We start from the raw sequence: 24,166 nt of genomic DNA, 5'->3' as shown, positions 1-24,166 counted from the left end.
TAATCGCCCGCCGGCCCGAACTCGTGTCCAACACTAACCACCCGGTACGCGCACCTTACGTGCGGCGCGGGCATCATGGAGTGGATGTCTCAACAGGCCGAGCGGTTCCGTGATCCGCGAAACGCGCTGAGCACCCTGCGCACCCGGCTCGTCATGGCCGGTGTGTTCGCGGGCGCGATCATCGCGCTTTCGCTGAGTGTGGCGTTTTCGTGGAACGTGGGCCCGGAGGGCGGTGCGGGCGGCGGCGCCCCCAAACTGTCGCCCGCCGCGGCCGAGGCGTTCCAATCTCCCCCTGGCACCTGTCTGACCTGGAACAATCCGGACGCCACCGACGCGCGGCGCGTGCCGTGCGCGGAGTCCCATCTGTTCGAGGTCACCAGCATCGTCGACATCGGCGCGCAGTACCCGCCGGGGGTGCCGAGCCCGAACCTGGAGCAGTGGCAGGAGATCTCCCGCTCGCGTTGCACGATCGACGTCAAGCCGTACCTCGGCCGCAACCTCGATCCCTACGGCAAGCTGAGCATGAACCTGCTCCGGCCGACGCCCGCGCAGTGGGCCGACGGCGACCGGCAGCTGCGGTGCGGTCTGCAATGGGCGGGCCAGGGCGGCAAGCTCCAGCCGACCAAGGGGCCCGCGAAGGAGCAGGACCAGTCGGCGGTGTGGGAGCCGGGCACCTGTCTCGCGCTGCTCAACAACAGCTTCGGCGACCCGATCGACTGCGCGCAGGCGCATTCGTACGAGATCATCGCGACGCTCGACCTCAAGACGAAGTTCAAGGACGGCTACCCCTCACAGGAGCAGCAGAACACCTGGCTCGACACCGAATGCTCGACGGCCTCGCAGGAATACACCGGCAACGCGGATCTGGCGGCGAAGAAGCTCATCCTCAGCTGGGACGTCCGCGAGCAGGAGAGCTGGGACGCCGGGTCCACGCTGGTGAACTGCAAGGTCGCCGCGGTCCTGCCGGACAACAAGGGGCTGGCGCCGGTCACCGGGAGCGTCAAGGTCGGCAACGGCGAGGCCCCGCCGCCGTCGTCCTCCTCGCCCCCGAAGACCGGAGGGTGATCGCGTGCCCGTCGAGATGACCCAGCAGCGTTTCGAGGAGCTGGTCTCGGAGGCGCTGGACGAGCTCCCGCCCGAATTCGCGGACGCCATGGACAACGTCGTGGTGCTCGTGGAGGAGTTCAACGAGGAGTCGCCCACGATCCTCGGGCTGTATCACGGGGTCGCGCTGACCGAGCGGACCCACGAGTACGGAGGGGTGTTGCCCGACCGGATCTCGATCTACCGGCGCCCGCTGTTGCAGATGTGCGACACCGAGGAGGACGTCGTCGAGGAGGTGCTGATCACGGTGGTGCACGAGGTCGGGCACCATTTCGGCATCGACGACGAGCGGTTGCACGAACTCGGCTGGGGCTGAGCCGCCGCGCGGGTGATAGCAAAGGTCCCTTGCTCTCCTCGCGACGGATTCCGCGCCGCCGGTGGCATGGTCGGTGATTTTTGTGCGTGGAGCACCAAGGGTTCTCCGGATTCTTAACTGCGTGTAACAACCCCGCCACTTTGGGCGACAGCCCCGCTAAACTTTTCGACACGTTGTCGCCGGCCTTCGCCGGCGAATGCCTGGGGAGGCGGTGCATGGCCGAGTCGACGGTGCGGAGGAGGAGCGACCGGCGGTTGCGCTGGCTGCTCGCGTCCAGCGCGGCGTCGAACCTCGGCGACGGCATCGGCAAGGTCGCGTTCCCGCTGCTCGCGGTCACCCTGACCAGGGATCCGCTGCTCATCGCCGGGCTTTCGGCGACCCAGTTCCTGCCGTGGCTGCTGTTCGCGCTCCCGGCGGGCGCGCTGCTGGACCGCGTCGACCGGCGGCGGGCGATGATCCTCGCGAACAGCGCCCGCGCGGTGGTCGTCGGCGGCACGGCCGCGCTGGTCGCCGCGGGCGGGGTGACGATCTGGATGGTCTACACCGCCGCGCTGCTCATCGGCTTCGCGGAGGTGGTCGCCGACAGCGCCGCGAACGTGCTCATCCCGGCGGTCGTCGGCGAAGGTTCGCTCGACGGCGCGAACAGCAAGCTCCAGGCCTGCGAAATCGTCGGCCAGACCTTCCTCGGCGGACCGGTCGGCAGCGCCACCTTCGCGCTCTTCGCGACCTTCCCGTTCCTGCTCAACTCGGTGGGCTTCGCGATCGCGGCGGTCGTGTTGATCGGCCTCGCCGGGAGTTACCGTCCGCGCTCCGCCGAGCGCGCCACCACCGACCTCCGCACCGAACTGGCGGAGGGTTTCCGCTGGCTGAAGCGGAGCAGGCTGGTGCTGCGCCTGGTCGTCCTCGCCGGGGCGATCAGCCTGGTCAGCGAACTCGCGCAGGCACAGCTGGTGCTGTACGCGATCGAGTACCTGCATCTCAGCGAAGCGGCCTTCGGGCTCTTCGCGTTCGTCGGCGGCATCGGTGGCCTGCTCGGCGCGGCCGTCGCCCCGCGGCTGGTGAAGGTGTCCAGCCGTCGCGCGGTGCTCCTCGGGGGCACGGCCTGCTGCGGCGCGGCGTTCACCGGCATGGGCCTGACGAGCTCGCCGGTGGCCGGGGCGGCGCTGTTCGGCCTGTTCGCGGCGGCCGTCGTCGCGGTGAACATCGTGCTCGGGACGGCACGGCACACCCTCGTCCCCGGCGACCTGCTCGGCCGGGTGCTGGGCGTGTGGCGGACCGTCGTCTGGGGAGCGATCCCGATCGGCGCCCTCCTAGGCGGCGTCCTCACCCACGCCCTCGGTTCCGCGGCCCGGACGTTCCTCACGTCCGGGCTTCTGCTGTTCGGCGTAGCCGGTTTCGCGTTCGTCTCGTTACGGCCCGGCGCCTTCGATGACGAATCGGCCACGGAGGAGCGGGTTCTCCACCAAGACCGGTGAAAACCAAGGTCTTTGGTGCTGAAATAGCCCATCACCGCCACGGGTGACGGGGAGGTCCGCGATGCAGCAGACACTGGTGCCGGAGGCCGGCGTGGGGACGACAGAACCTTCCAGACGCCCGCAGGTGCTCACCGCGGTCGCCGGTTTCGTGATCGGTGGCGGCGTGATCGGCATGCTCTGGGCGCTCTCGGGCGTCAACGCGGGGGCGCTCGAAGACGCGCAGGCGGCATGCTCGGCGCTGGCCAGGGTCGGCACGATCCCCGACACCACCGACTCCGCGCCCGGCGACCAGACCGTGGCGGTCCTGGCGCCCGAGGTCCTGCACCGGATGACGGCCGCGCGCGAACTCTCCGCCGCGGCGGCCGCCGCCAACGACACCTACCGGCCGCTGGCCGAGCACATCGACGGCGTCAGCAGAATGGTGTTCAGCCTGCACTTCAACCAGATCTCGGGGCAGCGGCACCTCGTGCAGGCCGAACAGCTCTGCACCCAGCTCTAGCCCTTGTGGACGGTCTTCACCGTCAGCTGGTTGCCCGAGATCTTCCCGGTGCAGCCGAGCCCCTGCACCGCCAGGAAGTTCGACGCGGTCTCCTGCGGCAAGTACACCCGCAGGCCCCTGGTCTCGACCGGCTTGCAGACTTCCTCGGGGTAGTTGCGGACGTTCGCGAAACCGACGTCCGCGATCGCGCTCTCACCGTTGGCCAGCTGCACCGGGTCGCCCTTGGCGCCGTCGCGGTACGCGGCTTCACCGACCTGGTGACCGTCGGCGCCCGTCACGTAGGAGATGCCAGGGAAGCCCTGGATCGTGCACGAGTGCCCGCTCGCGTTGGTGATGACGAGCTTCCGGTACACCGTGCCCGCGGCGGCGTCGCTGTCCTTGATGGACAGTTTGACGTCGCCCGCCTTGCAGAGCCCGTCGTTCTTCGACGCCTGCGCGGGCGGCTGGGCGGGCTGCGGAGCCGGCGCCGAAGCCGAGGAAGTCGCGCTGGGCGCCGCCGAGGTGTCCGGCACCGAACTCGACGGTGACGCGGATGTGTTCTGCGCGACGGGCGCGGTCCCCGAACCGCACGCGCTGAACAGGAGCAGTCCGGCGGTACCCGCGACGAGACCGCCGATGGAGATCAACTTCGAACGAACCATGGCCATTCGCCTCCCTGTATCCGGGTGACCCACCGTCCAGTAGACGTGTCGTCCGCCGACGAGGTTGCGCCCCACCGGTTAATTCCCCACAAGGTGTTAATCGATCTTGTGTGCTGTGTTCCCCGGCGGGGGCGGAGGCAAACGGGCTGAAAGGAGCCATACCCACATGAGACGCGGTGAAGGGCGCCTTCCCCACGCGACGGGTGGTCGTGAGGCAAACGTCCCCGCTCAGGGTTCGACGGGGGTTTCCGCCCAGGTGAGGCACGTCCACCCGTCGGCGGTCCCGGCGAGCTCGACGACGCCGGTGTTCGGGATCAGGCCCTGGTTGGCGATCTCGGCGGTCACGTTCCCGGCGAGCCATTCGCCGCCCAGCCGGATCGCGCCACCGTGGCTCACGAGCACCACCGTGCCGTCGGGGTCGGCCTGCTCGTGTTTGGCGCGCAGCCGGGCGACCGCGTCGAGCAGCCGAGCGCGGACCTGCGCGCCGGTCTCGCCGCCGGGGATCGGCGGGTCGAGTTCGCCGAGCGTCCATCGGCGCACGACGCTCATGTAGGTGGTGATCGAGTCCTTGTCCGTCTTGCCTTCGAGGTCGCCCGCGGCGACCTCGTGAACGCCGTCGAGGACCTGGACGTCGAGGCCGAGCTTGGCGGCCAGCGGCGCGGCGGTCTGCTGGGCGCGGACCGCCTGCGAGGCGTAGACCGCGACGATCGGCTCGCCGTCCAGCCGCGTCGTGAGGTCCTGCGCCTGCTCGCGGCCCAGCTCGGTGAGCGGCGGTCCCGGCAGCGCGGTGTCGAGCGCGCCGCGCACGTTGCCCTCGGTCTGGCCGTGGCGGACGAGGAGGAGTTTCACGCCTGTGCTCCCTTCCGTACCGAGGCGACCCAGTCGATCGCGTCGGTGAAGTCCTCGTTGGCGGCGTCCAGTTCGATCTCGGTCTTGCCGTCGTCCGCACGCGGGTGGGAGCCGAGGAACCGGAGGTTGCGGCACCGGCGGCGCAACGCGGCCAGCGCGTCGCCGATCCGGGGCTCGGCCACGTGCCCCTCGAAGTCGATGAAGAAGCGGTACTCGCCGAAGTTGTTCCTGGTCGGGCGGGCGTCCAATTTGGTCAGGTTGATCCCGCGGACCGCCAGTTCGGTGAGCAGTTCCGCCAGGGCACCGGTCCGGTTCGTGGCGGCGGCGACGATCGACGTGCGGTCGGCCCCGGTCGGCTCCGGCAGTTCACCGGGAGCGCGGACCAGCAGGAACCGGGTCTTGGCGTCGCGGACGTCGGCGACCTCGGTGGCCCGCACCTCCAGCGGATAGTGCTCGACCGCGACCGGCGCGGTGACGGCCGCGTCGAACTCACCCTCGGCCACCGCGACCGCGGCCGCCGCCGTGGACGACGTCGCGACCGGATGCGCGCCGGGCAGGTTCGCCTCGACCCAGTGCCGGACCTGCGCGAGCGCGTGCGGGTGGCTCGCCACGGTGCGGATCTCGGTCGTACCCGGCCTGGTCAGCACGCTGAAGTGGACGGGCAGCAGCACCTCCGCCACCGCGACCAGCGGCTCGGCCTCGCTCAGGCTGTCGAGGGTGGCGGTGACCGCGCCCTCCACCGAGTTCTCGATCGGGACGCAGGCGGCGTCGGCCGCGCCCGAGCGCACCGCGGCCAGTGCCGCCGGGATGGTCTCGGCGGGGATCAGCTCCTCACCGGAGGTGAGCCGGCGCGCGGCCTGTTCGGTGAACGTTCCCTGGGGGCCGAAATAGGCGATCCGTGACACCCCGCCAGATTACGCACGGCGCGGGTGGCGACTTTCACTCGGACAGCCGGTATGCGCGCCGGTTACGCCAGGTGGCTTTTTTTGCCATGCTTAGGGCGTGACCGCCGAACCGGGCACGCACACCGGCCACGAGGATGTCGGCTCGTCTTTCGCTCCCGTGCCGGACCATCCCACTCCGGAGCTGGTGCTGTGCGCCGTCGATGACCTGCTCGCCCAAGCCTGGACGACCGTCGCGGACACCGTGGACGGCCGGGTCTTCGTGCACCGCGGATCCGTGCTCGACGTCGTCGCGCAGGCCGTCGTCAGCCCCGCGAACTCCTATGGCTGGATGCGTGGCGGCATCGACGCCGTCTACGCCCGCGCGTATCCCGGCGTCGAGCAGAACGTCCGCAGCGCCGTCCTCGCCTACCACGGCGGCGAGCTGCCGATCGGCGAAGCGGTGATCGTGCCGACCGGCGAGGCGGAGCCCGCCTGGCTGATCAGCGCGCCGACCATGCGGGAACCCGGCGAACGCCTCCCGCGCGACACCGTGCACCCGTACCTCGCCGCCCGCGCGGTGTTCCAGCAGTGGCGCGACGCCAGCCTCGACCAGGGCCGCGTCCGTGATCTCGTGCACACGATCGCGATGCCGGGGCTCGGTACCGGCGTCGGCGGGGTCGCCCCCGCGTCCTGCGCCCGGCAGGTCGCCGCGGCCTGGGACGAGGTCTTCACGCCCGGCCGTTCCCGTAACGGACGGTAACGCCCCGAAGCGGGCTACATCACATCGCAGCGCGTTCACGAGCCGTAAGCCCTACCGTTAAAGCGGCTTCATCCGGTTCGAGGCACGTTCACCCGCCGAGAACTCGTCAACACGGTTTTGTACGGCGCCAGCGCAGGCGACGGGCGAGGAGTGTGCGATGCCGCGGGTCCGTGAGCTCAGTCCCTACGTCGAGCTGCACCGTGAGCAGTGGCGAGAGTTGCGCAGGTCGACTCCCCTGCCGCTGACCGCCGCGGAACTGCTGCGGCTGCGCGGTCTCGGTGAACAGGTCGATCTGGCCGAGGTCGCCGAGGTCTACCTCCCGCTCTCCCGGCTGATCAATCTCCAGGTCGCCGCCCGGCAGCGGTTGTACGAAGCCACCACCACCTTCCTCGGTGAAGACAGCCGGGGCACCAAGGTGCCGTACATCATCGGCATCGCCGGGAGCGTCGCCGTCGGCAAGTCGACCACCGCGCGCATCCTGCGCACGCTGCTCGCCCGCTGGCCGGATCACCCCCGGGTCGACCTGGTCACCACCGACGGGTTCCTCTACCCGCGTGCGGAGCTCGTCCGGCGCGGGATCATGCACCGCAAGGGTTTCCCGGAAAGCTACGACCGGCGGGCGCTGCTGCGGTTCGTCACCGAGGTGAAGTCCGGGGCCGAACGGGTCAGCGCGCCGGTGTACTCGCACCTCGCCTACGACATCCTTCCCGACGAGGAACAGGTCGTTCAGCAGCCCGACATCCTGATCCTCGAAGGGTTGAACGTCCTCCAGCCCGGCCCCCGGCTGACCGTGTCCGATCTGTTCGACTTCTCGATCTACGTGGACGCGCCGACGAGCGACATCGAACGCTGGTACATCGAGCGCTTCCTCAAGCTGCGGCACACCGCCTTCGCGGATCCCGCGTCGCACTTCCACCACTTCGCCGGCCTCCCGGACGACGAGGCCCGTGCCGAGGCGCGCCATCTGTGGCACACGATCAACGAGCCGAACCTGATGGAGAACATCAAGCCGACCCGGCCGCGGGCGACCCTCGTGCTCCGCAAGGACGCCGACCACACGATCAACCGGGTCCGGCTGCGCAAGCTCTGAGCGAGCACACCGCGTAACCGGACGATCGCGGGTTTCCCACTCCCCGCCGTTCCCTCACAAGCAGGAGCCTTCGCACCACCTGCGAGCCGCTGGGGCCCGCCGGTCGCACACCGCTGTCGCCGGGCGGCTTTCCTCGGCCGATCGGCCGATCCACGCTCAGTACGTGTAACCGGTTGGCCGATACCGGCTACAGGCCCCCACAGCGACCCTTGTGTCAGGGGAACAAGAGGTCTCGAACAGACCTTGAGCAGGGAGGAGGCTCACGATGTTCTCGATCATCCTGACCTGGGTCGGCTCGATTCTCGGACTCGCACTCCTGGTGGCCATGGCCGCCGGCGCCTTCGTCGTCGACTTCGACGACGCCCGCGGGGACCGGCGCCGGAAGAAGCCGCAAGTCACCGAGTCCAAGGGCACCCCAGCGGCTCCGCTCGGCTGAGCCTCCCGCGCTCAGAGTTCGCCGAGCGCCTTCCGGTAGTCGTCGACGTCGTAGTCCATCTCGTGTTCGCCCGCTTCGGCGAGCTGGGCGGACAGCGCGTCGATGAGGCGATCGAAGATCTCCTCGCGTTCCTGTCCCGTCTCGCTCAGCCGCAGCACGGCCTGCCAGACCTCGGCGGGCTCGTCGTCCCAGAGCTGGTCGACGATCGTGGTCTTGAGCGCGAGCCGCATCCTCGGCTCGCCGTCGAAGGTCTCCTCGGCCAGCGCCTCGTGGTACTCGGGGTGCTCGCCGATCACCAGCAGGCGGCGCTGCTCGGGGTCGGCGGGCTCGAGTTCCAGCTCCTCGTCGCCGATCTCCGCGTAGACCGTCGGGACGGCGAACATGCGGCGCGCCAGGGCGTCCGCGAGTTCCGCCGGGTCCTCGATCCCTTCCGAGCCGTCGAAGTAGACGTCCAGCGCCGAGTCCTCGTCCTGTGCGAACTCCTCCAGGAACTCGGTCGCGCTCTCCAGCAGCGCCACCCGCGCGGCCTCGGGGAGCCCGGCGCGGTCGGCGGCCCAAGTGACCCAGCCGAGCAGGGCGGGCTCCAGCGCGTCTTCGTAGGCCTCGTCGATCTCGAACTCGCCGTCCAGCAGCGACTCGAGGAACCGGGCGAGCTTCTCGGGCCCGACCCGCAGCGGACTGCCCGGCTCGGTCTCGCAGCCGTAGTCGACCAGCAGGCGCGCGTAGAACCGCGTCGCGTCCGTGTCCTCCACGAGCCCGGAGCCGATGAAGTCGGCGACGACCTCTTCGCGGACCTGCTCGGGCCATTCGGAGATCTCGGGCGACGGTTCGGGCGCGGGCATCGCCCGGATCCAGGCCAGCGCGAGCGCATGGAACCGCGCGTAATCCTCGCTGACGTCGGGTTCTTCGACGACGTCCGTCGCGGCGAGGCCGTCCGCGAGCAGTTGGTGGGCGCGCTCGGGCAAGACCCGCTCCAGCGTCACCAGCTCAGGGTCGTCGGTGGCCTGCTGGCGCATCTCGGCCAGCACGTCCTGCGGCTTGTCGACCACGACGACGTCGCGGATCCGGCCGCCCTCGGTGAAGTCGACCAGCGCGAGCAGGCCGTGCTCGACACCGCCGCGGGTGAAGACGCAGAGCAGGGAAGACTCGTCACCGAAGACGTCGCCGGTCCGCCAGCAGTCCCCCACGGTCACCGCGGCGAGGTCTCCCATCCAGTCCGGTTCCGGGATCCCGCGGCCCAGCACGGTGTTCAGCGCCGCGGCGGCGGCCTCGCGCTCTTCCTCGGTCTCGGCGAAGACCCGCAATCCGGCGAGCAGCGCGGCCGCGGCGGGGGTGATCTTCCGCTCGGCGAACGCGATGAGCTCCAGACCCAGCGGCGTCTCGTCCTCCTCGACCTCGATCTCCCACCACTGGCCGAGCACCTCGGAGGTCAGCAGCTCGACGTCGAGCACCTCGGGTTCGGCGCCAAGGGTCGAGAAGTCCCGGAGGACGTCCTTGAAGAGGCCCGTCACACTCGGAGTGGAGGGCTGGGCTGCCTTCTTGCGGGCACGGCTGACCGGACTCATGGCGACATGTTTTCACGCGGACCCGATCGGGCTCGTCGCGGTGGTCCCGGGCGCGGAACACGGGTCCCGTCCGCGGGGAGGACGCGGACGGAAACCGGTTACAGGACCACCGCGACTTCGACCTTCTTCGCCGGGTTTCCTCGGTTCACTCGAATAACGACGGCCGCCGGGCGCGGTTACGCGCCGACCGGTTTCGGAATCGCGATTCTCGCCGCCTTGACCTCGGCGATCAGCCGGGTCTTGCGTTTGTGTATTTCCACCAATGTGCCGAGGTACGAGCTGAATTCTTCAGCCATACCGGCCTTTTTGTGCACCGTGCGCAGTTTGCGCAGTTGCCGGGCCGCCTCGCGGTAGGAGTTCGGATCCTTCCGCGTGATCAATTCTTCGACATGGTCCCGATACACGGGAATGGTTTCGGCCGGATGGGCGACGGAACGCGCGTCCGCGAGTTCGACGCGCACCGGCAAAGAGGCCTCGAACCGCACCGCCGCCCGCCAAGCCTCGTCGGCGCGATCCTCGCCGAGCAACGCGCGGACGAGTTCATCCGCGGCTTGGGTGCTCCCGGCGGCGAGTTCGCGCAGACGGGCCAGCGCGGTCTTCCGCTGCGCGACCCAGCGCCCCGCTTCCAGCGACTCCGCACGCAGGGCGAGGTAGGTGGCGGCCGTGGGATTCTCGTCGAACTCCTTGCGCGACAAGGGAACCGGCTCAGCTTCCGGCGGTGGCGGCTCTTCCTTCTTGTCGTGCGTGAGCGCCCGCGCCGCATGTGCGATGGCCTCGCTGTGCCGCCCCGCCGCGCGCAGGACGCGCACGATCTTGAGGCTGACGTCCACCCGCGGCGGTTTGGCGGCGAGGATCGCGACGAGCGCGTCGACGTCGCCGGACACCTCCGCCAACTCCTCGCGCAACCGCTCGGCCGTCTCGCGTTTCGCGCCGGACGGCTGCTCCGCCAGCACCGCGTCCACAGTGGACTGGATCCGCGCGATTCCCTTTTCCCCCAAGGCGGCGGCGAAGTCGGCCAGCTCGATGGCAGGCCAGCCGGGCCCGTCGAACTCGACTTCGAGGATCCAGGCGGCCAGGCTCTCGGGATCCGGCGGACGGGCCACGCAGGCCCGCGCGTACAGCTCGACGGCCCGGTCCAGCCGGTCCGCGACCTCGCCCGAGGTGTCGTCGATCTGCTCCAGCATCTCGCTGATGTCGTCCACGGTCCGACGGGCGAGCGGTGCGAGATCGGCCCGGCTTCCGGCGTCGAGAAGCCGCTGAAGCGTGTCGAGGACGGAGCCGACCTTCGCGGCGTACTCGACGTTGTTCGCCAGCACGGCGGTGTCGAGGAGGCGGTGCGCCTCGGCGACGTCACTCCCCTGGGTGGCGAAACGGTTCTCCAGGGCCTGCCGTAACTCAGGGTCACGCTCGGCCTGGGCGTGCAGCAGGTCCGCCAGCGTTTCCGCGTCCAAAGTACGCAGGTAGGGGCGCAGATCCGTCGGGGAACTCACCCGGACAAGTCTGCCCGACCGCTTCGCCGACTCGTGTGGGCCAACAGCGTGCTCTTTTCGGCGTAATCGCTCACCAGGTGTGACCAGGCCAGCGGGGCCGCGTCGAGCCGCGAAGGGCAGCGGATGATCGGGATCGGAAGCCGGCTGGCGAGCTGCATGACGATCGCCATCACCACCACCGCGAGCAGCGAAATCGCCGCGGCGGCGGCGAGCGCGCCGCTCAGCACCCGGCGTCCGCCGTCGATCGCGAGCTGCGCCGAGTACTCGATCTGGCGTGCGGCGAGATCGCCGAGAGTCCGGCCGACGACGCCGGCCGCCACGCGCCAGGCGTCCTGGCCGACGGGCGGCGGCGTGGCCGCGCTCAACGCGGTTTCGACCGCGCCGAACCGGCTCCAGTCCACGCTCCCGACGAGATCGCGGTAGGTCCGACGGCTACTTTCCGTCAGCTTTCCGGCGACGGCGTCGAGCCTGGACCGGTAGGCGCCCACGGCCGCGGCGTAGTCGCGCCGCCCCTCGTCGTCGATCCCGGCGACCGCGAGGGAATCGCTGCGGTCCATGCCTTCGACGGCGGTGAGCAGCTCGACGGCGATCGTCTGCTGATAGCCGACTTCGGCGTCCGGGGCGGCCCGCGCGATCTCGCGCAACGAGGAAAGCGAGGTGTCGATGCGATCGGCATACGCGGTGTACGTGGCGGAACGACTGCCCGGCGCCCGCAGCGCGACCGCCCGCTCCCGCTGCAACGACGCGATCCCCCGGCTCGCCTCGGCCATGATGACCGCCCCGCCCTCGGCGTCGTCACGGTCCTGGATGGCCTGCTGGACGAGGAATCCGCCGATGAACAACGCGACGAGCACCAAGGCCGCGCTCGGCACGAACGCGATGGAGAGCATGCGAGAGCGAAGGCTTCGCTGGTACGTCAAGGCTTTCCTTCCGGATCGGTTCCCCGACGCCCAGCGACGCTAGGCAAGTTGCAAATTGCACGTCAACGCTCGTCCGCCATACGGCCGTTAGCGCACCGTGACGATCTGGTAGGCACGGCACGTGACTCTCGACGACCTCAACCAGCGCCTCCGCGACTTCGCCGCGGCACGGGCCTGGGAACCGTTCCACACTCCGAAGAACCTGGTCATGGCGCTGTCCGGCGAAGTCGGCGAGCTGACTTCGCTGTTCCAATGGCTCACCCCGGAGGAATCGGCGAAGTGGCGCTCCGACCCCGAGCTGGCGCACAACGTCGTCGACGAGATCGCCGACGTCACGCTGTACCTCCTCCAGCTGGCGAACAGCCTCGGGGTGGACCTGATCGAGGCGGCCAACGCCAAGATCGATCGGAACGAGCACCGGTTCCCCGCGCCCGACGTCAAGCCCTGACGGCGATCTGCCAGCCGCCGAGCAGGCCACCGACACCCAGCACGCCCACGAAAACGCCCGCGGCGAGCCCCGCGCCGCCGAACAACGCGAGCACCGTGATGAACATGAGCAGCATCCCGAACCCCATGAGGACCCTGCCTCCCCACAGCGCGACCGACGGCGGGGACGGCACCGGCGGTATGGGCCCGTGCGGAACAGGTGGCTGCGGATAAGGCACGAAGGCTGCCGTCCGCTGTTCAGCGGCGTAGACCGGCCGGTGAGCCGGAGCCACGGGAGCCGGAATCGGGGCGGGCGGCGGCACGGGGATCGGGGCGGGCACGGGCGCCGGCCGCGGAACGAGACCCAGCACTTCACGCGCCTCGGCGACTCCGAGCACCTTCGCACCGAGTTCACCCGCCCTGGCGATCCGTGGCTCGGCAGGGGGAACTCCGGAGCCCACGGCCAGATGGGTCACCGACGCGGTGAGCTTCTTCGCGAGCTGAAGGCCCGCATCGAGCACTGCGGCGCGCAGATCATCCTCCGCCAGCCCGTCGCCGAGAACGAGGACACGGCGACGCACGCCGGATGCGGCCCCGGTGGCCCGGAGCCCGTGCAGCGTTTCGGGCACCCGCAAGGCCGCCGCGACGGCGCGCAGATCCCGCTCTTCCTCCGCGGTGATGACGCCGTCGCTTTCGGCGAGCTCGCGCATGGCTTTGACGAAGCCGGTGTGCACGCGGTGCAGATCGGTGTCCGACATCCCCGCCGCCGAGGCCGCCGCGCCGAGTGCCCTCGCCTCGGCGTCCGAAATATGACGGTCCGCCAAGGCGTTCCCGAGCAGTTCGACGTAGGCGTCCTGCAGCGAGCCGGTCGCTCCGAACGCGGCCTCGGGTACCCGGTCGACGAAGTCCGCCATCCAGGTGCCACCGCTCGGCACCACCACACGACGAGGCGATAGGCGCGTGGAGGGCGCGAATCGCGGCAGTTCCGGGAACACCGGCCGTTCCGTGAACCTGAGGCCGTGTGTGGTCACCAGCGTCGTCACCAGCCGGGCGCACACGTAGGCGTCGGCGAGCGCCGTGTGCGCCGCGAACTCGCCGACGCCGACCGCCTCGGCCACCGTGGCCAGGCGATAGTTCGGCAACCGCAGCGCGCGCCGGGCCGCGGCCAGCGTGCACACGCCCGGCATCGCCGGGATCCGCGCGCCCAACCTGCCGGACTCCCCGTCGAGGAAGCGCGCCTCGAAGGGCAGGTTGTGTCCGACCAGGACACTGCCCTGACAGACATCGAGGAAGTCGCCCAGTACCTCGCCGAGATAGGGAGCGCCGTCGAGCTCGCGGCGGGTGATCCGGTGCACGTGGGCGGGGCCGGGATCCACGCCAGGGCCCGGATTGACCAGCGTCGAAAACTCACGCAGGACCGTGCCGTCCGCCCGGATGCGCACGGCCGCGACCTCGACCACGTGTCCGGGGTGCAGGCCGGTGGTCTCGAAGTCGATGGCGGTGAATTCGGTCGTCCCCACGGCGAACCGGCCGTCTGGAGTCAACGCGAGATTTTCGACTGTCTCCGCCATTTCGTTTCCTTTTCTCGAAGCGTCTACCGGTGGATCGTGACGTCACCGTTCGCGTAACGCCCGAATGCCGACGGTGACCCGTTCGTGGCCGCTTCGTGACGGAAAAGCCGAGCATGTAACACCATTCGCCGGGGGAACGACAAAAACCGGCGAAGCTCACCCGAAGCAAGAATCCCGAGGACGCCCATGCACACCGGTCCCTCCCGCGACAAGCGGATGCCCCGCTGGATGATGATCGTCCTCGCCGCCTTTTCGGTACTTTTCGTTCTCGGCGCAGTCTTCGGGAAAACCCCACAACCACAACAAGAGCAGCCCGTCGCGGCCAAAAGTGCCGACCAGGCGACGTCGACCCCGCCGACGTCCTCGTCCACCGCTCCGAGCACCTACCGGGTCGCCGAAATCGTGGACGCCGGCACGGTCAAGGTGACCGGTCCCGACGGCGAAAAAATCGTCAGGATCCTCGGTTTGACGACCCCTCCGAATACGAACGGATGCTTCGCCGAGGAAACCCTCACGTGGGCAAAGAACACACTGGCCGACCAAGAGGTCATCATTCGATCGGTATCCGATGAGGCCGGTGTCGCGCTGGCATCGGTGAGCATGGTGAACGGTGGCGACTACGCCACCACCGCGCTCAAAGCGGGCTACGCGAAATTCGCGAGCAGGGCGGTCGAGAAGACCATCGGCACCGCGCTGCAGGCCGCCGAAGACACCGCGCGGACGGCGGGGAACGGGCTCTGGGGGCCGCCCTGCTTCGGCAAGATCGACACCCCGCCCACCTCCGTCACGCCACCGCAGCAGCCGGTCGCCCCGCCGATCACCCGGGCCGAGCCCACCACGAAGAAGTCGACCCCGCCGCCGGCGGCGGCCGAACCGGATCCGCCCAAGACGGTGTCCTACGCGAACTGCGACGCCGTGCGGGCGGCCGGAGCGGCGCCGTTGTACGCGGGCCAGCCCGGCTACAACCGCAAACTCGACCGGGACGGCGACGGCGTCGCCTGCGAGCCGAAGAAGTAGTTCCCGGCGCCCGATTAGCCGCCTTTCGGGTCTTGTGGGCCGTTCGGCCGACCGGAAACACTGTGCCGACGTCCCTGGAGGTGGCCCTTGTCGCGTTCGGCTCGCACCGTGTTCCTGGCCCTGATGCTGTCACTGAGCGCGGTCGCCGCGCCGGCGTACGCGGCGCCACCGCCGACGTCGCCGCATCGCGATCCCGGCAACGGGCCGGAGCGCAACGAGGTCGCCGCGACCGACCAGCCGATGAGCGTCGCGCGGGCCGCGGCGGGCGAGAACGTCGCGGGTGACCATTCGGGGTATCCGCGCAAGACGAAACTGCGGGTGTATCCGGAGAACACGGCCGACAAGTCGATCAAACTCGGGCTCGCGCCGTATCACGCGATCGCGCCGAAGCTGAACGCGTTGCAGGCGCGCAGTGACCGGATCTCGGTCGAGATCGCCGGGCAGTCCGGGCTCGGCCGCGACCTCTACCTGGTGACGCTGACCGCGCCGGAGAGCCGGTCCGAGACGCGACGGCAGGACGCTTGGCGGTCGCTGATCGAGAACGACCCGGCGCGGGCCGCGCGCGACCCGTTCCTGCGCCACGGCTACAAGGCGCCGGTGTGGATCAACAACAACATCCACGGCAACGAATGGGAAGGCACCGACGGCGCGCTCCGCGTCATCGAGAAGCTGGCGACGTCGAACGATCCCAAGACCGTCGAACTGCTGAAGCGGAACCGCTTCTACTTCAACGTCACGGCCAATCCGGACGGCCGCGTCGCCGGCACGCGGCAGACGTCGCAGGGCTTCGACCCCAACCGCGACTTCGTCACCGCGTCGCAGCCCGAAGTGCGGGCCATGCGCGGGATCGCGATCGGCAAGCAGCCGCTGATGATGCTGGACGAACACGGCTACGTCGCGAACACGCTCATCGAGCCCACCACGCCGCCGCACGGCCAGAACTACGACTTCGACCTCTACATCAAGCACGGCTACGCCAACGGGCTCGGCATGGAGCAGGCGGTCAAGGCGATCGGGCGCCCCGAGACGGCGAAGCCCGAGATCCCGTTCCGCGACTACGACCCCGGCAGCTGGGACGGCTGGGCGCCGATCTACACCGCCCAGTACGCGATGTACCACGGCGCGGTGTCCTTCACGATCGAAATCCCGATGCGGGTGAACAACGCGGACTACGAAACGCAGCCGGTGCCGGAGCTCCAGCGGCGCGCGGTGATCAACACCGAGGTCGTCGAGGCCACCATCGGCAGCACCCTGAACTACGTCGACCGCAACCGCGGCGAGCTCATCGCGAACCAGATCGAGATGTTCCGCCGCGGCACGGCCGGTGAAGCGCAGCGCGAGATCCCCGACGGCTTCGTGCCCGGCTTCGGGCCGGAAGACCGCTACCGCACGGAGTTCCCGCGCGCGTACGTCATCCCCGCCGGAGCCGACCAGCGTTCGGCCGTCGCCGCTTCCCGGCTGGTCGACCATCTGGTGGCCAACGACGTCCGGGTGCGGCAGGCCGATCGCCCGTTCTCGCTGGCGGGACGCCGCTATCCGGCCGGTTCGTACGTGGTCGACATGCACCAGCCGAAACGCGGTCTGGCGAACGTGATGCTGGAGCAGGGCAGCGACATCTCGGCGAAGGTGCCGGTCATGTACGACATCTCCGGCTGGAGCCATCGCCTGCTCTGGGGCGCCTCGGTCGACATCGTGAAGCAGGGCAGGCTCGACGTCCGTACGCACGACGTCGTCGCGGCGTCGCCGACCGGTGGCGTCGACGCCGCGCCTGGCCGGGATCTCGCGCTGAAGCTGGTCGACGCCAAGGACGTCAGCGCGGTCAACGACCTGCTGAACCGAGGCCTCGCCCTCGGCCGCACGGACGACGGCACGATCGTCGTTCCGGCGTCGGCACGCCCTGCCGCCGCGGAGGTGGCGGACCGCTACGGCGTCCGATTCACCGAGGCACGCGGGACGGCGACCCCGTTGAGCCGCAAGACGATCGCGGCCGCCGTCGGGGCGGACGAGCTGAAAGCGCTGCGGGACATGGGCTTCGACGTGCGGCCGGTGTCGGCGGCGGTGCTCAACGCGGGCTTCGACTGGTCACGGGTGGACCTGCTGTTCGTCTCTTCCGGACTGCGGTACACCGACCTCACTCCGGCGGCGAAGGACGGTTTGCGCGCCTTCCTCGCGCGCGGCGGCGTGGTCACCCGCGGTGCCACGGGCGCGCGGTTCAACACGGACGTGGGACTTCTCGAAGCACGTCCGGTGGCGGGCTGGGAAGACGGGAACGGCGTCGTCTCGGTCGTCAACGGGACCGGCCCGGTGGGTACCGGCGCGCTGCCGGACTCGTTCGTCTACGGGCCATTCTGGTTTACCGATCTCGGCTCTTCGGTGAATGTCGAGCAGCGCTACGCGAGCGGGAATCCCCTGGTCGCGGGGCATTGGCGGACCCGGGACGACGGTACCGGCGGGCCGCTGCAGGCGGCGGGCCAGGCCGCCGTCGTGTCCGGGACCACCGGGCTCGGCGGGCGGGCCGTGCTGTTCGGCACCGAACCGCTGTTCCGCGATCACCCGAAGGGCTTGTACTCGCAGGTGGCCAAGGCGATTTACTGGGCGGCCCCGAAGTAACGTGCGGGTGTGCCCGTATCACGTGGCCGGAAGCCCAAGAAGAGGAACAAGAAGCCGAAATCGCCGAGCAGGCGACCGGCGAACTGCTCGGGGCCGAGCTGAAACGTGTCCTCGACGAGGCGAACGACGGCCTCGACTTCGACCTGTTCTTCGCCGCCCTCGTCGGCGAGGTATCCGTGCTGGCCAGGACGGAACCGTCTGAAGCACTGTGGCGGTTCCTTCACGGCCTGCTCGCGATCTCGGCACCCGGCGTGGTGCCGGTGCTGCGCTCTTCGATCACCCGCGTCAACGCGGCGTCCAGGTCTACGACGACGTCGAGCAAGCCGCCGAAGCGTGGCGGAAGAAGCACGGCGACGCCGAGCCGCGGATGGTGACCGACACCGAGCGGCTGACCGGCCTGGTCGGCTGCGGTTTCCTGGTGAACGGCGATGAATCACGAACCGTGCTGGACGACTGGTACCGCTTCCAGCGCCGGCGCGAGGATCTCGAGGCGACACTGAAGAAACGGAAGACGCCGCTTCCGCCATACCGGACCTTCTTCGACGACGCGGACCCGGCCGAAATGGCTCGCCCGTTCGCCGCCTGGCATATCGAGCGGTACGGGAACGAACCCGATCCGGTGATCGTCGAGGACTTCGCCGAGGAATGGATGGGCGGCCTCGTACCGGACACCCGGTTCCTCGCGTCTCCCGTCGCCAAGGCGACGAAGTAACGTGGGGGTATGCCGATCCAGGTGCTGCTCATCGACGACCACGAGGTGGTGCGGCGCGGTCTGCGTGACCTCCTCACCGACGAGCCCGACATCGAGGTCGTCGCCGAAGCGAGCGGGGTCGACGAGGCCCTCGCCGTGGCGATGCACGTCGAGCCGGACGTCGCCGTGGTCGACGTGCGGCTCGGCGACGGCGACGGCATCGCGCTCTGCCGCGAGCTGCGCTCGAAGCCGAACCCGCCGCAGTGCCTGATGCTGACCGCGTTCGACGACGAGGAGGCCATGGTCGGCGCGATCATGGCGGGCGCGGCCGGGTACCTGCTGAAACAGGTCCGCGGCCAGGACGTCGTCAACGCGGTCCGCGAGGTCGCGGCGGGCCGGTCGCTGCTCGACCCGCTGTCGACGGCGCGCGTGCTCGACAAGCTGCGGCATCCGCCCGAGGACGAACTCGGCTCCCTCACCGAACGCGAGCGCGAGGTGCTGGACCTGATCGGGCAGGGCATGTCCAACCGCGAGATCGCCGAGCGCCTGTTCCTCGCCGAGAAGACGGTGAAGAACTACGTGACGTCCGTGCTCGCGAAGCTGGGCATGCAGCGCCGCACGCAGGCCGCGGCATGGATCGCGCGCCGGGACAGGTAGTGCGCGAAAAAGGTACCCCCCCCCCCGTCGTTTTGGGCGAAGGTCCCGGTCGATCCCGAGTTCGACCAGTGGCTCACCATCGGTGTCGAACGCAAGATCCTGGTCGTCGTCCGCACGGTCACGACGCTGACGAGGTTGCTGGACATCCTGTCGCTGATCGAGAGCGATCGACGGCTCCAGCTGGTCTTCACCTACGACGCGGACAGCACCGCGATCTTCGGCGCCGGCGTTCCTGAATTCCTCGGCACGCTCCGCGCCTCCGTCGTTCCGTGGCGGCAGGCCCTCCAAAGCCGCTTCGACCTGGTTATCGCGGCGAGCGAGAACGACGATCTCCATCTCTTCGACGCGCCGATCGTCCTGGTGCCCCATGGAATCGGCTACCAGAAGTACTACCCGCGGAGCCGGACGGTCGCCGGGATGAATCCGGACCGGCTCGTCCGCGACGGCCGGGTCGTCCCCGCCATGGTCGCGCTCTCCCATCCCGAGCAGCGCGCCCACCTGCGGGAAGCCGGTCCCGAAGCGGCGGCACGCGCGGTGATGGTCGGCGACCCGTGCCATGACCGCCTGCGCGCGGGCATCCATCGCGCCCCCGCGTACCGCGCCGCGTTCGGGGCGCACGGCCACACCCTGGTGGTCATCGCCTCCACCTGGGGGCCCGGTTCACTACTGGGGACGGTGCCCGATCTCCCGCTGCGGCTGGTCTCCGAGCTCGAGTACGACGGCTATCGCTGCTGCGCCGTGCTCCATCCGGGAATCACCTCGGCCCACAGCCCTTGGCAAGTCGACGCGTGGCTCTCCGAGGCACGCCAAGCGGGCCTCCAGGTACTTCCGCCCGAAGCCGGCTGGCAGGCCGCGCTCACCGCCGCTTCGTGTGTCATCTCGGACTTCGGTTCGCTGGCGCTGTATGCCGCCGCGGTCGACCGGCCCCTGCTCCTGATCGGTGACGGCGGTGAGACCGTGGTTCCCGGCTCCCCCATCGCGGCACTCGCCGAACGAACCGCGCGGCTCGTTCCGGACGAGGCACTGGGGCCTCAGATCGATCTCGCGATCCGGCGGCACAGCCCCGGCGACCACGCGGCCGTGGTGAAACAGGCCGTCGGTGCCGCGGACCTGTCCGCCGAACTGCTGCGGCCACGGCTGTACCGGCTGATGAAGCTTTCCGAGCCCGCGACCGAAGCCTCCTTCCCGCCCCACGACGTGCCCGACGTCGAACCGCGGGAAGTCGCCACCTTCGTCGTCGGCACCGAGGAAGCCGGGGCGGCGACGAAGATCGTGCGGTTCCCGAGCACCGGCCGTCGGCACGACCTCGCGGACAAACACCTGGTGGCGCACGAAACCCGGGCGACGCTGCGGCAGCTGTCCACCGCGAGGATCGTTTACCGCAGGCTGGACGATCAGGACGTCGACCACTTTCCCCGGTGGTCCGAGGAGATCCTCCGCCAGTGGCCGGACGCCGCCGTGGCCGCGGCGACCGTCGGCCGGAGCACGTGCCTGGTCCACACGCGTGACGGTGTCCGGCGGGAACTGACCTTGACCGACCGCACGATCGACCCGCTGATCGGCGCGTCGCTGGTTTATCTGGACCGGTTGCCGCCCGCCGAACCGCTCAGCGTCGGCGATCGGGCGGTGACGATTCGAGTGCGGTGAAGTACCGGTCGGCTCGCGGGTGACCGATCTGGGTGGCGTCGTAGGCGAGCCGCCCCCATATGTCGATCGCGCCGGGATCGCGCTCGGCGGTCATCAGGCGCGCCTGCAGTTCCCTGAGCTCCCAGGCGTATTGCGTGGCCCGCTGGGACGTCAGCTGATTCCAGGCGGACGCGAACCGCGCTCGCGCCTCGGAGAGTTCGCCGAGCGCCAGATAAGCGTTGGCGTAGACCATTTCGACCCGTGCCCGGTTGCGCCCTTCGGCGGTCATCGTGCCGAGGACGGCGATCGCCTCGTTCGGTTCGCCGAGTTTGATCAGGACGTTGGCGAGCATTCTGGGATGGATGGCGAGCGCAGGACCGTCCTCGAGCTCGGTGCTGATCGCGCACGCGAGCCGGAGCTGCCGCGCGGCCTCCCCGAGTTCCCGATCGATCTCCGCTTTCCCGGCCCGGCGATGGACGAGCAGATCCGCGTGCTCTTCGTGGAACCGTCCCCGGAACTCCGCCAGCGACGCCCGCAGCGTGTGCCATCGGCGTTCCGCGATGCCGACCGCCGGACCGGCGAGGATTTCGGCCGCCTTGTCGAGATCCTCGCGCGCCGCGGGGAACCAGCGAGCCAGGAAGCGGGCCTTGCCCCGCATCATCAGTGCCCGCGGCAGCTGACCGGGCTTCGCGTCCTTATCGGCTTCGACGGCTTTCACCGCCCAGTCGCTGATCTCGACGAATTCGCGCCAGTAGCCCCGTTTGTTCACGAGCGCTTCGAAGGCTCCGGCCAACTGCAAGGCTTCCTTGTGGCGATGGCGCAGCCAAGCGAGCTTCACCAGTTCGCCGATCAGCGTGCGATGCCACTCCAGCCAATCGATGTGATCGACCGGCAGGTCCCAAGTCCGCTTCGAGGGAACGACGTAGGTGCGCAGTCGCTGGGGGTTCTCGCGGAAATCCGCCGCGACCGCGGTGTCCCGGACATGGGCGAGCAGACGGTCGAAGCCCGCGTTCCGATCCGCCGTCAGCCCGCGCGCGTACTGCCCCACCAGGATTGTCAGCGAATACCAGTCACCGAACTGATGGGTCAGCTGCGCGGCGATCAGTTCGTCGAGGACCTTCGGGTCGCCGGTCATCGCCGCCGCGGTGGCCCTGGTGAAGAACCCGCCGGGATGCTCTGCCAGCAGAGCACAGGCCTCGACGGCGGCGTCCGACAGCCGAGCGAACGTCCGCCGCAGGGAGTCCTGGATGACACCTTCGGCGTCGACGACGCCGGTCGCGCGGTACTCGTCGAGCAGCGCGGCGACCGGCCTGGTCTCCCCGGCGCGACCGGCCAGGGTGACGCCGACCTCGCGGAGTGCGAGCGGCATCCGGTCGCAGAGCCCGATCAGCAGATCGCTCTCGACCGGTTCCTCCGATGGCCGGACCTTGCCGCAGAAGTCGGTGAGCAACTGCCGCGCACCCTCTTGGTCGAGCCCTCGGAGCTCGATGGCTTGGGGATCGCACGCCTTCAGCTCGCGGCCGTACCGCGAAGCCGTCGCCAGCACGAGGCTGGTGCGGAAGCGGGTGAACAAGGCCAGTTCGGCCGCCAGCTCGACGTCGTCCAGGATCAGCACGAACGACCTGGTGACCAGCACCGACAGGAACTGCCGGTCCAGTTGTTCGTCGTCGACCGGGATCTCGCCGCGGGGGATCCCGAATTCCTCGAGCACGTACCGCTTCACGGCCGCGGCGTCGAATTCGTCGCCGTCGCGATACCGGGCGAGCGACACTTCGACCCGGCCCGACGGGAAGTCCGCTTGGACCTGGTCGGCGATCTGGCGAGCGAGTTCGGTCTTCCCCGAACCGCCGGGGCCGACGATCAGTTTCAGCCCCGTCCGCGGCGGGTCGGCGAGGATGGCCAAGTGGTTGCGGAAGTTCTCGATACCGGCCGTGGCCGTCGACGCGTTTTCGGAATGGAGTTCCGACACCGCTTCGATCAGGCGATCCGCCCATTCCTTGTCCGCGCGGGCGGCGGCGAGGGCACGGGAACTCAGCGCGTCCTTTCCGGAATCACCGGTCCCGAGCCGTTCCTTGAGCAGGGACACCACGTTCCGCCCGGCCGTGGACACGGCGCCCACCGCCGAGGTCGCGGCCGCCTTCGCGGCTTCGTCCACGACGACCTGCAACAGGTCAACCACGGCCTCCCCCTCACTCAGCCAAGAACGCCACGGTAGCAGCGGGGCGACCGAGCGTCACGCATCGTGAACCCGCTCAGGGATGCACGGTGTCCCGCTGATCCGGGATGACCGTGCCGTCGTCGCGCAGCACCGGACCGTGTGTGCCGTCGGCGTTTTCGTACGCCGTCGTCGAGCACGGATAGGTGCGGCTCAGTGCCGGGAAGGGCTCGATGAACATCGGGTTCACCGCCCATTTCCCGTCCGCGTTGTCGTAGGCGCGGCACATCAGCTCGTCCTTGTTGCGGTTGAGCGTGACGCGGACTCCGGTGGCGTCGCGCAGCATGGTGACGTCGGTGGTCGCGTCGCCGCCTGCGAGCGCCTGCCGCTTGTCCGCCGGAGCCGGTTCCATCGCCTTCGCACCGCGGATCCCGAGGATGCGTTCGTTGATGTAGCAACGCTTGCCGTCGATGTAGGTCATGATCTCGTCGGCGCCGTCGGCGTGCCCGCCACAGCCTTCGAGGTGTCCGTTGATCCGGCCGTTCGTGGTCTGCGAGTAGATCCCCAGCGTGCGGCTCGGCGGGATGCCGACGGCGGAACCCCAGACGTCCGCGAATTCCTTGGGTGAGGCGGAAACGACCCAGGTCGAGAAGCCCGCCTTGGTGAGCGTCGAGATCAGGTCCTTGATCTCCGGGTAGTACCGGATCCACGCGACCTGCGTGCTCGAACCGACCTTCTGGGTCGCCCCGATCGGCGCCAGCAGCGCCGCGGCCCTGGCCTGCCGGGCGATCGCGCGGACCTCGTCCGGACGGTATCCGGCGTTGATCTGCGCGACCCAGGCGTAGGCCGCCTCCATGTACCGCCGGTTGTTCCCCGCGAAGACCTCTTCGCCGGTGGTCGTCTTCGCGCTCTTCCGCACCGAGAGCAGCTCGTCGGCGCAGGCGATGTTCTTGCTCGTGGGAAGCGGTTTCCCGGCCGGGGTGGCGGTACCGCACGCCTTGCTCAGCGCGTTCGCGCCGGCGTCGGTCATGTAGCGGCTGGTCGTGCGCCAGTCCTGGTCGCGCGGCTGGAGGACCTTGTCGTGCCGGATCATCCAGAAGACGGTCTGGTCGGAGATGTCGTTCTTGATGACCGTGTTGTCCCAATCGAACACGGCGACCGGCCGCTCGCCGTGCTTCTTACCGCAGATGACCTGCTGGATCTTCGCCGCGTTGTCGCCGTACCAGTGGTCGGCCAACCGCAGCTGCGGACAAGGTGACGCGGTCGAGGCGGTCGCCGCGCCGGGCACGGCCACCGGTACGACCGCCACGGCGGCGGCAAGGGCCATGGCTCGCAGGAACCTCGGCATGTCATCTCCCCACATGGTCTTCGACTGTCCGGGGAG

At 69.5% G+C, this 24,166-nt stretch carries 23 protein-coding genes; 13 read left to right on the top strand and 10 right to left on the bottom strand.

Going from position 1 to position 24,166, the window contains the following annotated elements:
* Positions 1–84: 84 nt before the first annotated feature.
* The 4 genes from AMK34_RS17720 to AMK34_RS17705 all read left to right on the top strand — a co-directional run bounded on the left by AMK34_RS17720 (position 85) and on the right by AMK34_RS17705 (position 3,394).
* Positions 85–1,065: a septum formation family protein gene (locus AMK34_RS17720; RefSeq protein ID WP_038507421.1), complete on the top strand. Its 981-nt coding sequence runs from the start codon at positions 85–87 to the stop codon at positions 1,063–1,065.
* A 4-nt stretch (positions 1,066–1,069) separates the two neighbouring features.
* Positions 1,070–1,420: a metallopeptidase family protein gene (locus tag AMK34_RS17715; RefSeq protein ID WP_037333558.1), complete on the top strand. Its 351-nt coding sequence runs from the start codon at positions 1,070–1,072 to the stop codon at positions 1,418–1,420.
* A 215-nt stretch (positions 1,421–1,635) separates the two neighbouring features.
* The gene (locus tag AMK34_RS17710; protein WP_073846026.1) at positions 1,636–2,895 is read left to right on the top strand and encodes an MFS transporter; all 1,260 of its coding nucleotides are present in this window, start codon (positions 1,636–1,638) and stop codon (positions 2,893–2,895) included.
* A 61-nt stretch (positions 2,896–2,956) separates the two neighbouring features.
* On the top strand, positions 2,957–3,394 hold the full coding sequence (locus AMK34_RS17705) for a hypothetical protein (RefSeq protein WP_037333564.1): 438 nt from the start codon (positions 2,957–2,959) through the stop codon (positions 3,392–3,394).
* Here AMK34_RS17705 and AMK34_RS17700 read toward each other — a convergent pair.
* The 3 genes from AMK34_RS17700 to pheA form a co-directional block, all read right to left on the bottom strand.
* On the bottom strand, positions 3,391–4,041 hold the full coding sequence (locus tag AMK34_RS17700) for a DUF4232 domain-containing protein (RefSeq protein WP_038507413.1): 651 nt from the start codon (positions 4,039–4,041) through the stop codon (positions 3,391–3,393). The two genes, AMK34_RS17705 and AMK34_RS17700, sit on opposite strands and share 4 nt — an antisense overlap.
* A gap of 222 nt (positions 4,042–4,263) precedes the next feature.
* On the bottom strand, positions 4,264–4,884 hold the full coding sequence (locus AMK34_RS17695) for a histidine phosphatase family protein (RefSeq protein WP_073846025.1): 621 nt from the start codon (positions 4,882–4,884) through the stop codon (positions 4,264–4,266).
* Positions 4,881–5,789, bottom strand: a complete 909-nt coding sequence (pheA, locus tag AMK34_RS17690) for a prephenate dehydratase (protein ID WP_038507406.1) — start codon at positions 5,787–5,789, stop codon at positions 4,881–4,883. The genes AMK34_RS17695 and pheA overlap by 4 nt, the downstream gene beginning before the upstream one ends.
* Before the next feature lie 97 nt (positions 5,790–5,886).
* On the opposite strand from pheA, the gene AMK34_RS17685 reads away from it, so the two are divergent.
* The 3 genes from AMK34_RS17685 to AMK34_RS43180 all read left to right on the top strand — a co-directional run bounded on the left by AMK34_RS17685 (position 5,887) and on the right by AMK34_RS43180 (position 8,054).
* On the top strand, positions 5,887–6,528 hold the full coding sequence (locus AMK34_RS17685) for a macro domain-containing protein (RefSeq protein WP_038507403.1): 642 nt from the start codon (positions 5,887–5,889) through the stop codon (positions 6,526–6,528).
* 157 nt (positions 6,529–6,685) lie between these two features.
* On the top strand, positions 6,686–7,618 hold the full coding sequence (gene coaA / locus AMK34_RS17680; protein WP_038507400.1) for a type I pantothenate kinase: 933 nt from the start codon (positions 6,686–6,688) through the stop codon (positions 7,616–7,618).
* 265 nt (positions 7,619–7,883) lie between these two features.
* On the top strand, positions 7,884–8,054 hold the full coding sequence (locus tag AMK34_RS43180; protein WP_167551706.1) for a hypothetical protein: 171 nt from the start codon (positions 7,884–7,886) through the stop codon (positions 8,052–8,054).
* An 11-nt stretch (positions 8,055–8,065) separates the two neighbouring features.
* Here the strand turns inward: AMK34_RS43180 and AMK34_RS17675 are convergent, their stop codons facing one another.
* The 3 genes from AMK34_RS17675 to AMK34_RS17665 form a co-directional block, all read right to left on the bottom strand.
* Complete coding sequence (locus AMK34_RS17675; RefSeq protein ID WP_073846024.1) at positions 8,066–9,619, bottom strand: DUF1841 family protein; 1,554 nt, start codon at positions 9,617–9,619, stop codon at positions 8,066–8,068.
* Positions 9,620–9,795: 176 nt separating this feature from the next.
* Positions 9,796–11,109, bottom strand: a complete 1,314-nt coding sequence (locus AMK34_RS17670) for a hypothetical protein (protein ID WP_143202468.1) — start codon at positions 11,107–11,109, stop codon at positions 9,796–9,798.
* On the bottom strand, positions 11,106–11,999 hold the full coding sequence (locus AMK34_RS17665) for a nitrate- and nitrite sensing domain-containing protein (protein WP_073846023.1): 894 nt from the start codon (positions 11,997–11,999) through the stop codon (positions 11,106–11,108). Before AMK34_RS17665 ends, AMK34_RS17670 begins: the two co-directional genes overlap by 4 nt.
* Before the next feature lie 151 nt (positions 12,000–12,150).
* On the opposite strand from AMK34_RS17665, the gene AMK34_RS17660 reads away from it, so the two are divergent.
* Positions 12,151–12,477, top strand: coding sequence for a nucleotide pyrophosphohydrolase (locus AMK34_RS17660; RefSeq protein ID WP_037333591.1), 327 nt, complete (start codon positions 12,151–12,153; stop codon positions 12,475–12,477).
* Here AMK34_RS17660 and AMK34_RS17655 read toward each other — a convergent pair.
* Positions 12,467–14,026 (bottom strand): 3'-5' exonuclease, encoded by a 1,560-nt coding sequence (locus AMK34_RS17655; protein ID WP_073846022.1) that lies wholly within the window; start codon positions 14,024–14,026, stop codon positions 12,467–12,469. The genes AMK34_RS17660 and AMK34_RS17655 overlap by 11 nt on opposite strands.
* A gap of 186 nt (positions 14,027–14,212) precedes the next feature.
* Between AMK34_RS17655 and AMK34_RS17650 the strand changes: the two genes are divergently transcribed.
* Positions 14,213–15,043: a thermonuclease family protein gene (locus AMK34_RS17650; protein ID WP_038507388.1), complete on the top strand. Its 831-nt coding sequence runs from the start codon at positions 14,213–14,215 to the stop codon at positions 15,041–15,043.
* Positions 15,044–15,130: 87 nt separating this feature from the next.
* Positions 15,131–17,653 (top strand): M14 family zinc carboxypeptidase, encoded by a 2,523-nt coding sequence (locus tag AMK34_RS17645; protein WP_083649888.1) that lies wholly within the window; start codon positions 15,131–15,133, stop codon positions 17,651–17,653.
* On the opposite strand, the gene AMK34_RS17640 is transcribed toward AMK34_RS17645, so the two are convergent.
* A complete protein-coding gene (locus AMK34_RS17640; protein ID WP_073846021.1) occupies positions 17,632–17,877 on the bottom strand; it encodes a hypothetical protein in 246 nt (81 codons plus the stop codon). The genes AMK34_RS17645 and AMK34_RS17640 overlap by 22 nt on opposite strands.
* Here AMK34_RS17640 and AMK34_RS17635 point away from each other — a divergent pair.
* From AMK34_RS17635 to AMK34_RS17625, 3 genes are all read left to right on the top strand, one after another.
* Positions 17,862–18,365 carry a hypothetical protein gene (locus AMK34_RS17635; RefSeq protein WP_073846020.1) on the top strand — a complete coding sequence of 168 codons (504 nt, stop codon included), beginning with the start codon at positions 17,862–17,864 and terminating at the stop codon, positions 18,363–18,365. The two genes, AMK34_RS17640 and AMK34_RS17635, sit on opposite strands and share 16 nt — an antisense overlap.
* A 9-nt stretch (positions 18,366–18,374) precedes the next feature.
* Complete coding sequence (locus AMK34_RS17630; protein ID WP_016330621.1) at positions 18,375–19,001, top strand: response regulator; 627 nt, start codon at positions 18,375–18,377, stop codon at positions 18,999–19,001.
* Positions 19,002–19,136: 135 nt separating this feature from the next.
* Positions 19,137–20,648: a hypothetical protein gene (locus AMK34_RS17625; protein WP_241832787.1), complete on the top strand. Its 1,512-nt coding sequence runs from the start codon at positions 19,137–19,139 to the stop codon at positions 20,646–20,648.
* Here the strand turns inward: AMK34_RS17625 and AMK34_RS17620 are convergent.
* Positions 20,608–22,806 (bottom strand): tetratricopeptide repeat protein, encoded by a 2,199-nt coding sequence (locus AMK34_RS17620; protein WP_073846018.1) that lies wholly within the window; start codon positions 22,804–22,806, stop codon positions 20,608–20,610. The genes AMK34_RS17625 and AMK34_RS17620 overlap by 41 nt on opposite strands.
* A gap of 73 nt (positions 22,807–22,879) precedes the next feature.
* The gene (locus AMK34_RS17615) at positions 22,880–24,130 is read right to left on the bottom strand and encodes an HAD family hydrolase (RefSeq protein ID WP_073846017.1); all 1,251 of its coding nucleotides are present in this window, start codon (positions 24,128–24,130) and stop codon (positions 22,880–22,882) included.
* Positions 24,131–24,166 lie beyond the last annotated feature (36 nt).

The organism is Amycolatopsis sp. CB00013, assembly GCF_001905755.1.
Classification (GTDB): Bacteria; Actinomycetota; Actinomycetes; order Mycobacteriales; family Pseudonocardiaceae; genus Amycolatopsis; species Amycolatopsis japonica.
The sequence above is the reverse complement of the archived record's forward strand: the minus strand, read 5'-3'. Positions and strand labels throughout refer to the sequence as shown.

Excerpts from the sequence above, each read along its gene's own strand:
- AMK34_RS17720 (WP_038507421.1), top strand. The coding sequence starts at position 85 with ATGTCTCAACAGGCCGAGCGGTTCCGTGATCCGCGAAACGCGCTGAGC.
- AMK34_RS17710 (WP_073846026.1), top strand. The coding sequence starts at position 1,636 with ATGGCCGAGTCGACGGTGCGGAGGAGGAGCGACCGGCGGTTGCGCTGG.
- AMK34_RS17705 (WP_037333564.1), top strand. The coding sequence starts at position 2,957 with ATGCAGCAGACACTGGTGCCGGAGGCCGGCGTGGGGACGACAGAACCT.
- AMK34_RS17700 (WP_038507413.1), bottom strand. The coding sequence starts at position 4,041 with ATGGCCATGGTTCGTTCGAAGTTGATCTCCATCGGCGGTCTCGTCGCG.
- coaA (WP_038507400.1), top strand. The coding sequence starts at position 6,686 with ATGCCGCGGGTCCGTGAGCTCAGTCCCTACGTCGAGCTGCACCGTGAG.
- AMK34_RS43180 (WP_167551706.1), top strand. The coding sequence starts at position 7,884 with ATGTTCTCGATCATCCTGACCTGGGTCGGCTCGATTCTCGGACTCGCA.
- AMK34_RS17675 (WP_073846024.1), bottom strand. The coding sequence starts at position 9,619 with ATGAGTCCGGTCAGCCGTGCCCGCAAGAAGGCAGCCCAGCCCTCCACT.
- AMK34_RS17665 (WP_073846023.1), bottom strand. The coding sequence starts at position 11,999 with ATGCTCTCCATCGCGTTCGTGCCGAGCGCGGCCTTGGTGCTCGTCGCG.
- AMK34_RS17655 (WP_073846022.1), bottom strand. The coding sequence starts at position 14,026 with ATGGCGGAGACAGTCGAAAATCTCGCGTTGACTCCAGACGGCCGGTTC.
- AMK34_RS17650 (WP_038507388.1), top strand. The coding sequence starts at position 14,213 with ATGCACACCGGTCCCTCCCGCGACAAGCGGATGCCCCGCTGGATGATG.
- AMK34_RS17630 (WP_016330621.1), top strand. The coding sequence starts at position 18,375 with ATGCCGATCCAGGTGCTGCTCATCGACGACCACGAGGTGGTGCGGCGC.
- AMK34_RS17615 (WP_073846017.1), bottom strand. The coding sequence starts at position 24,130 with ATGCCGAGGTTCCTGCGAGCCATGGCCCTTGCCGCCGCCGTGGCGGTC.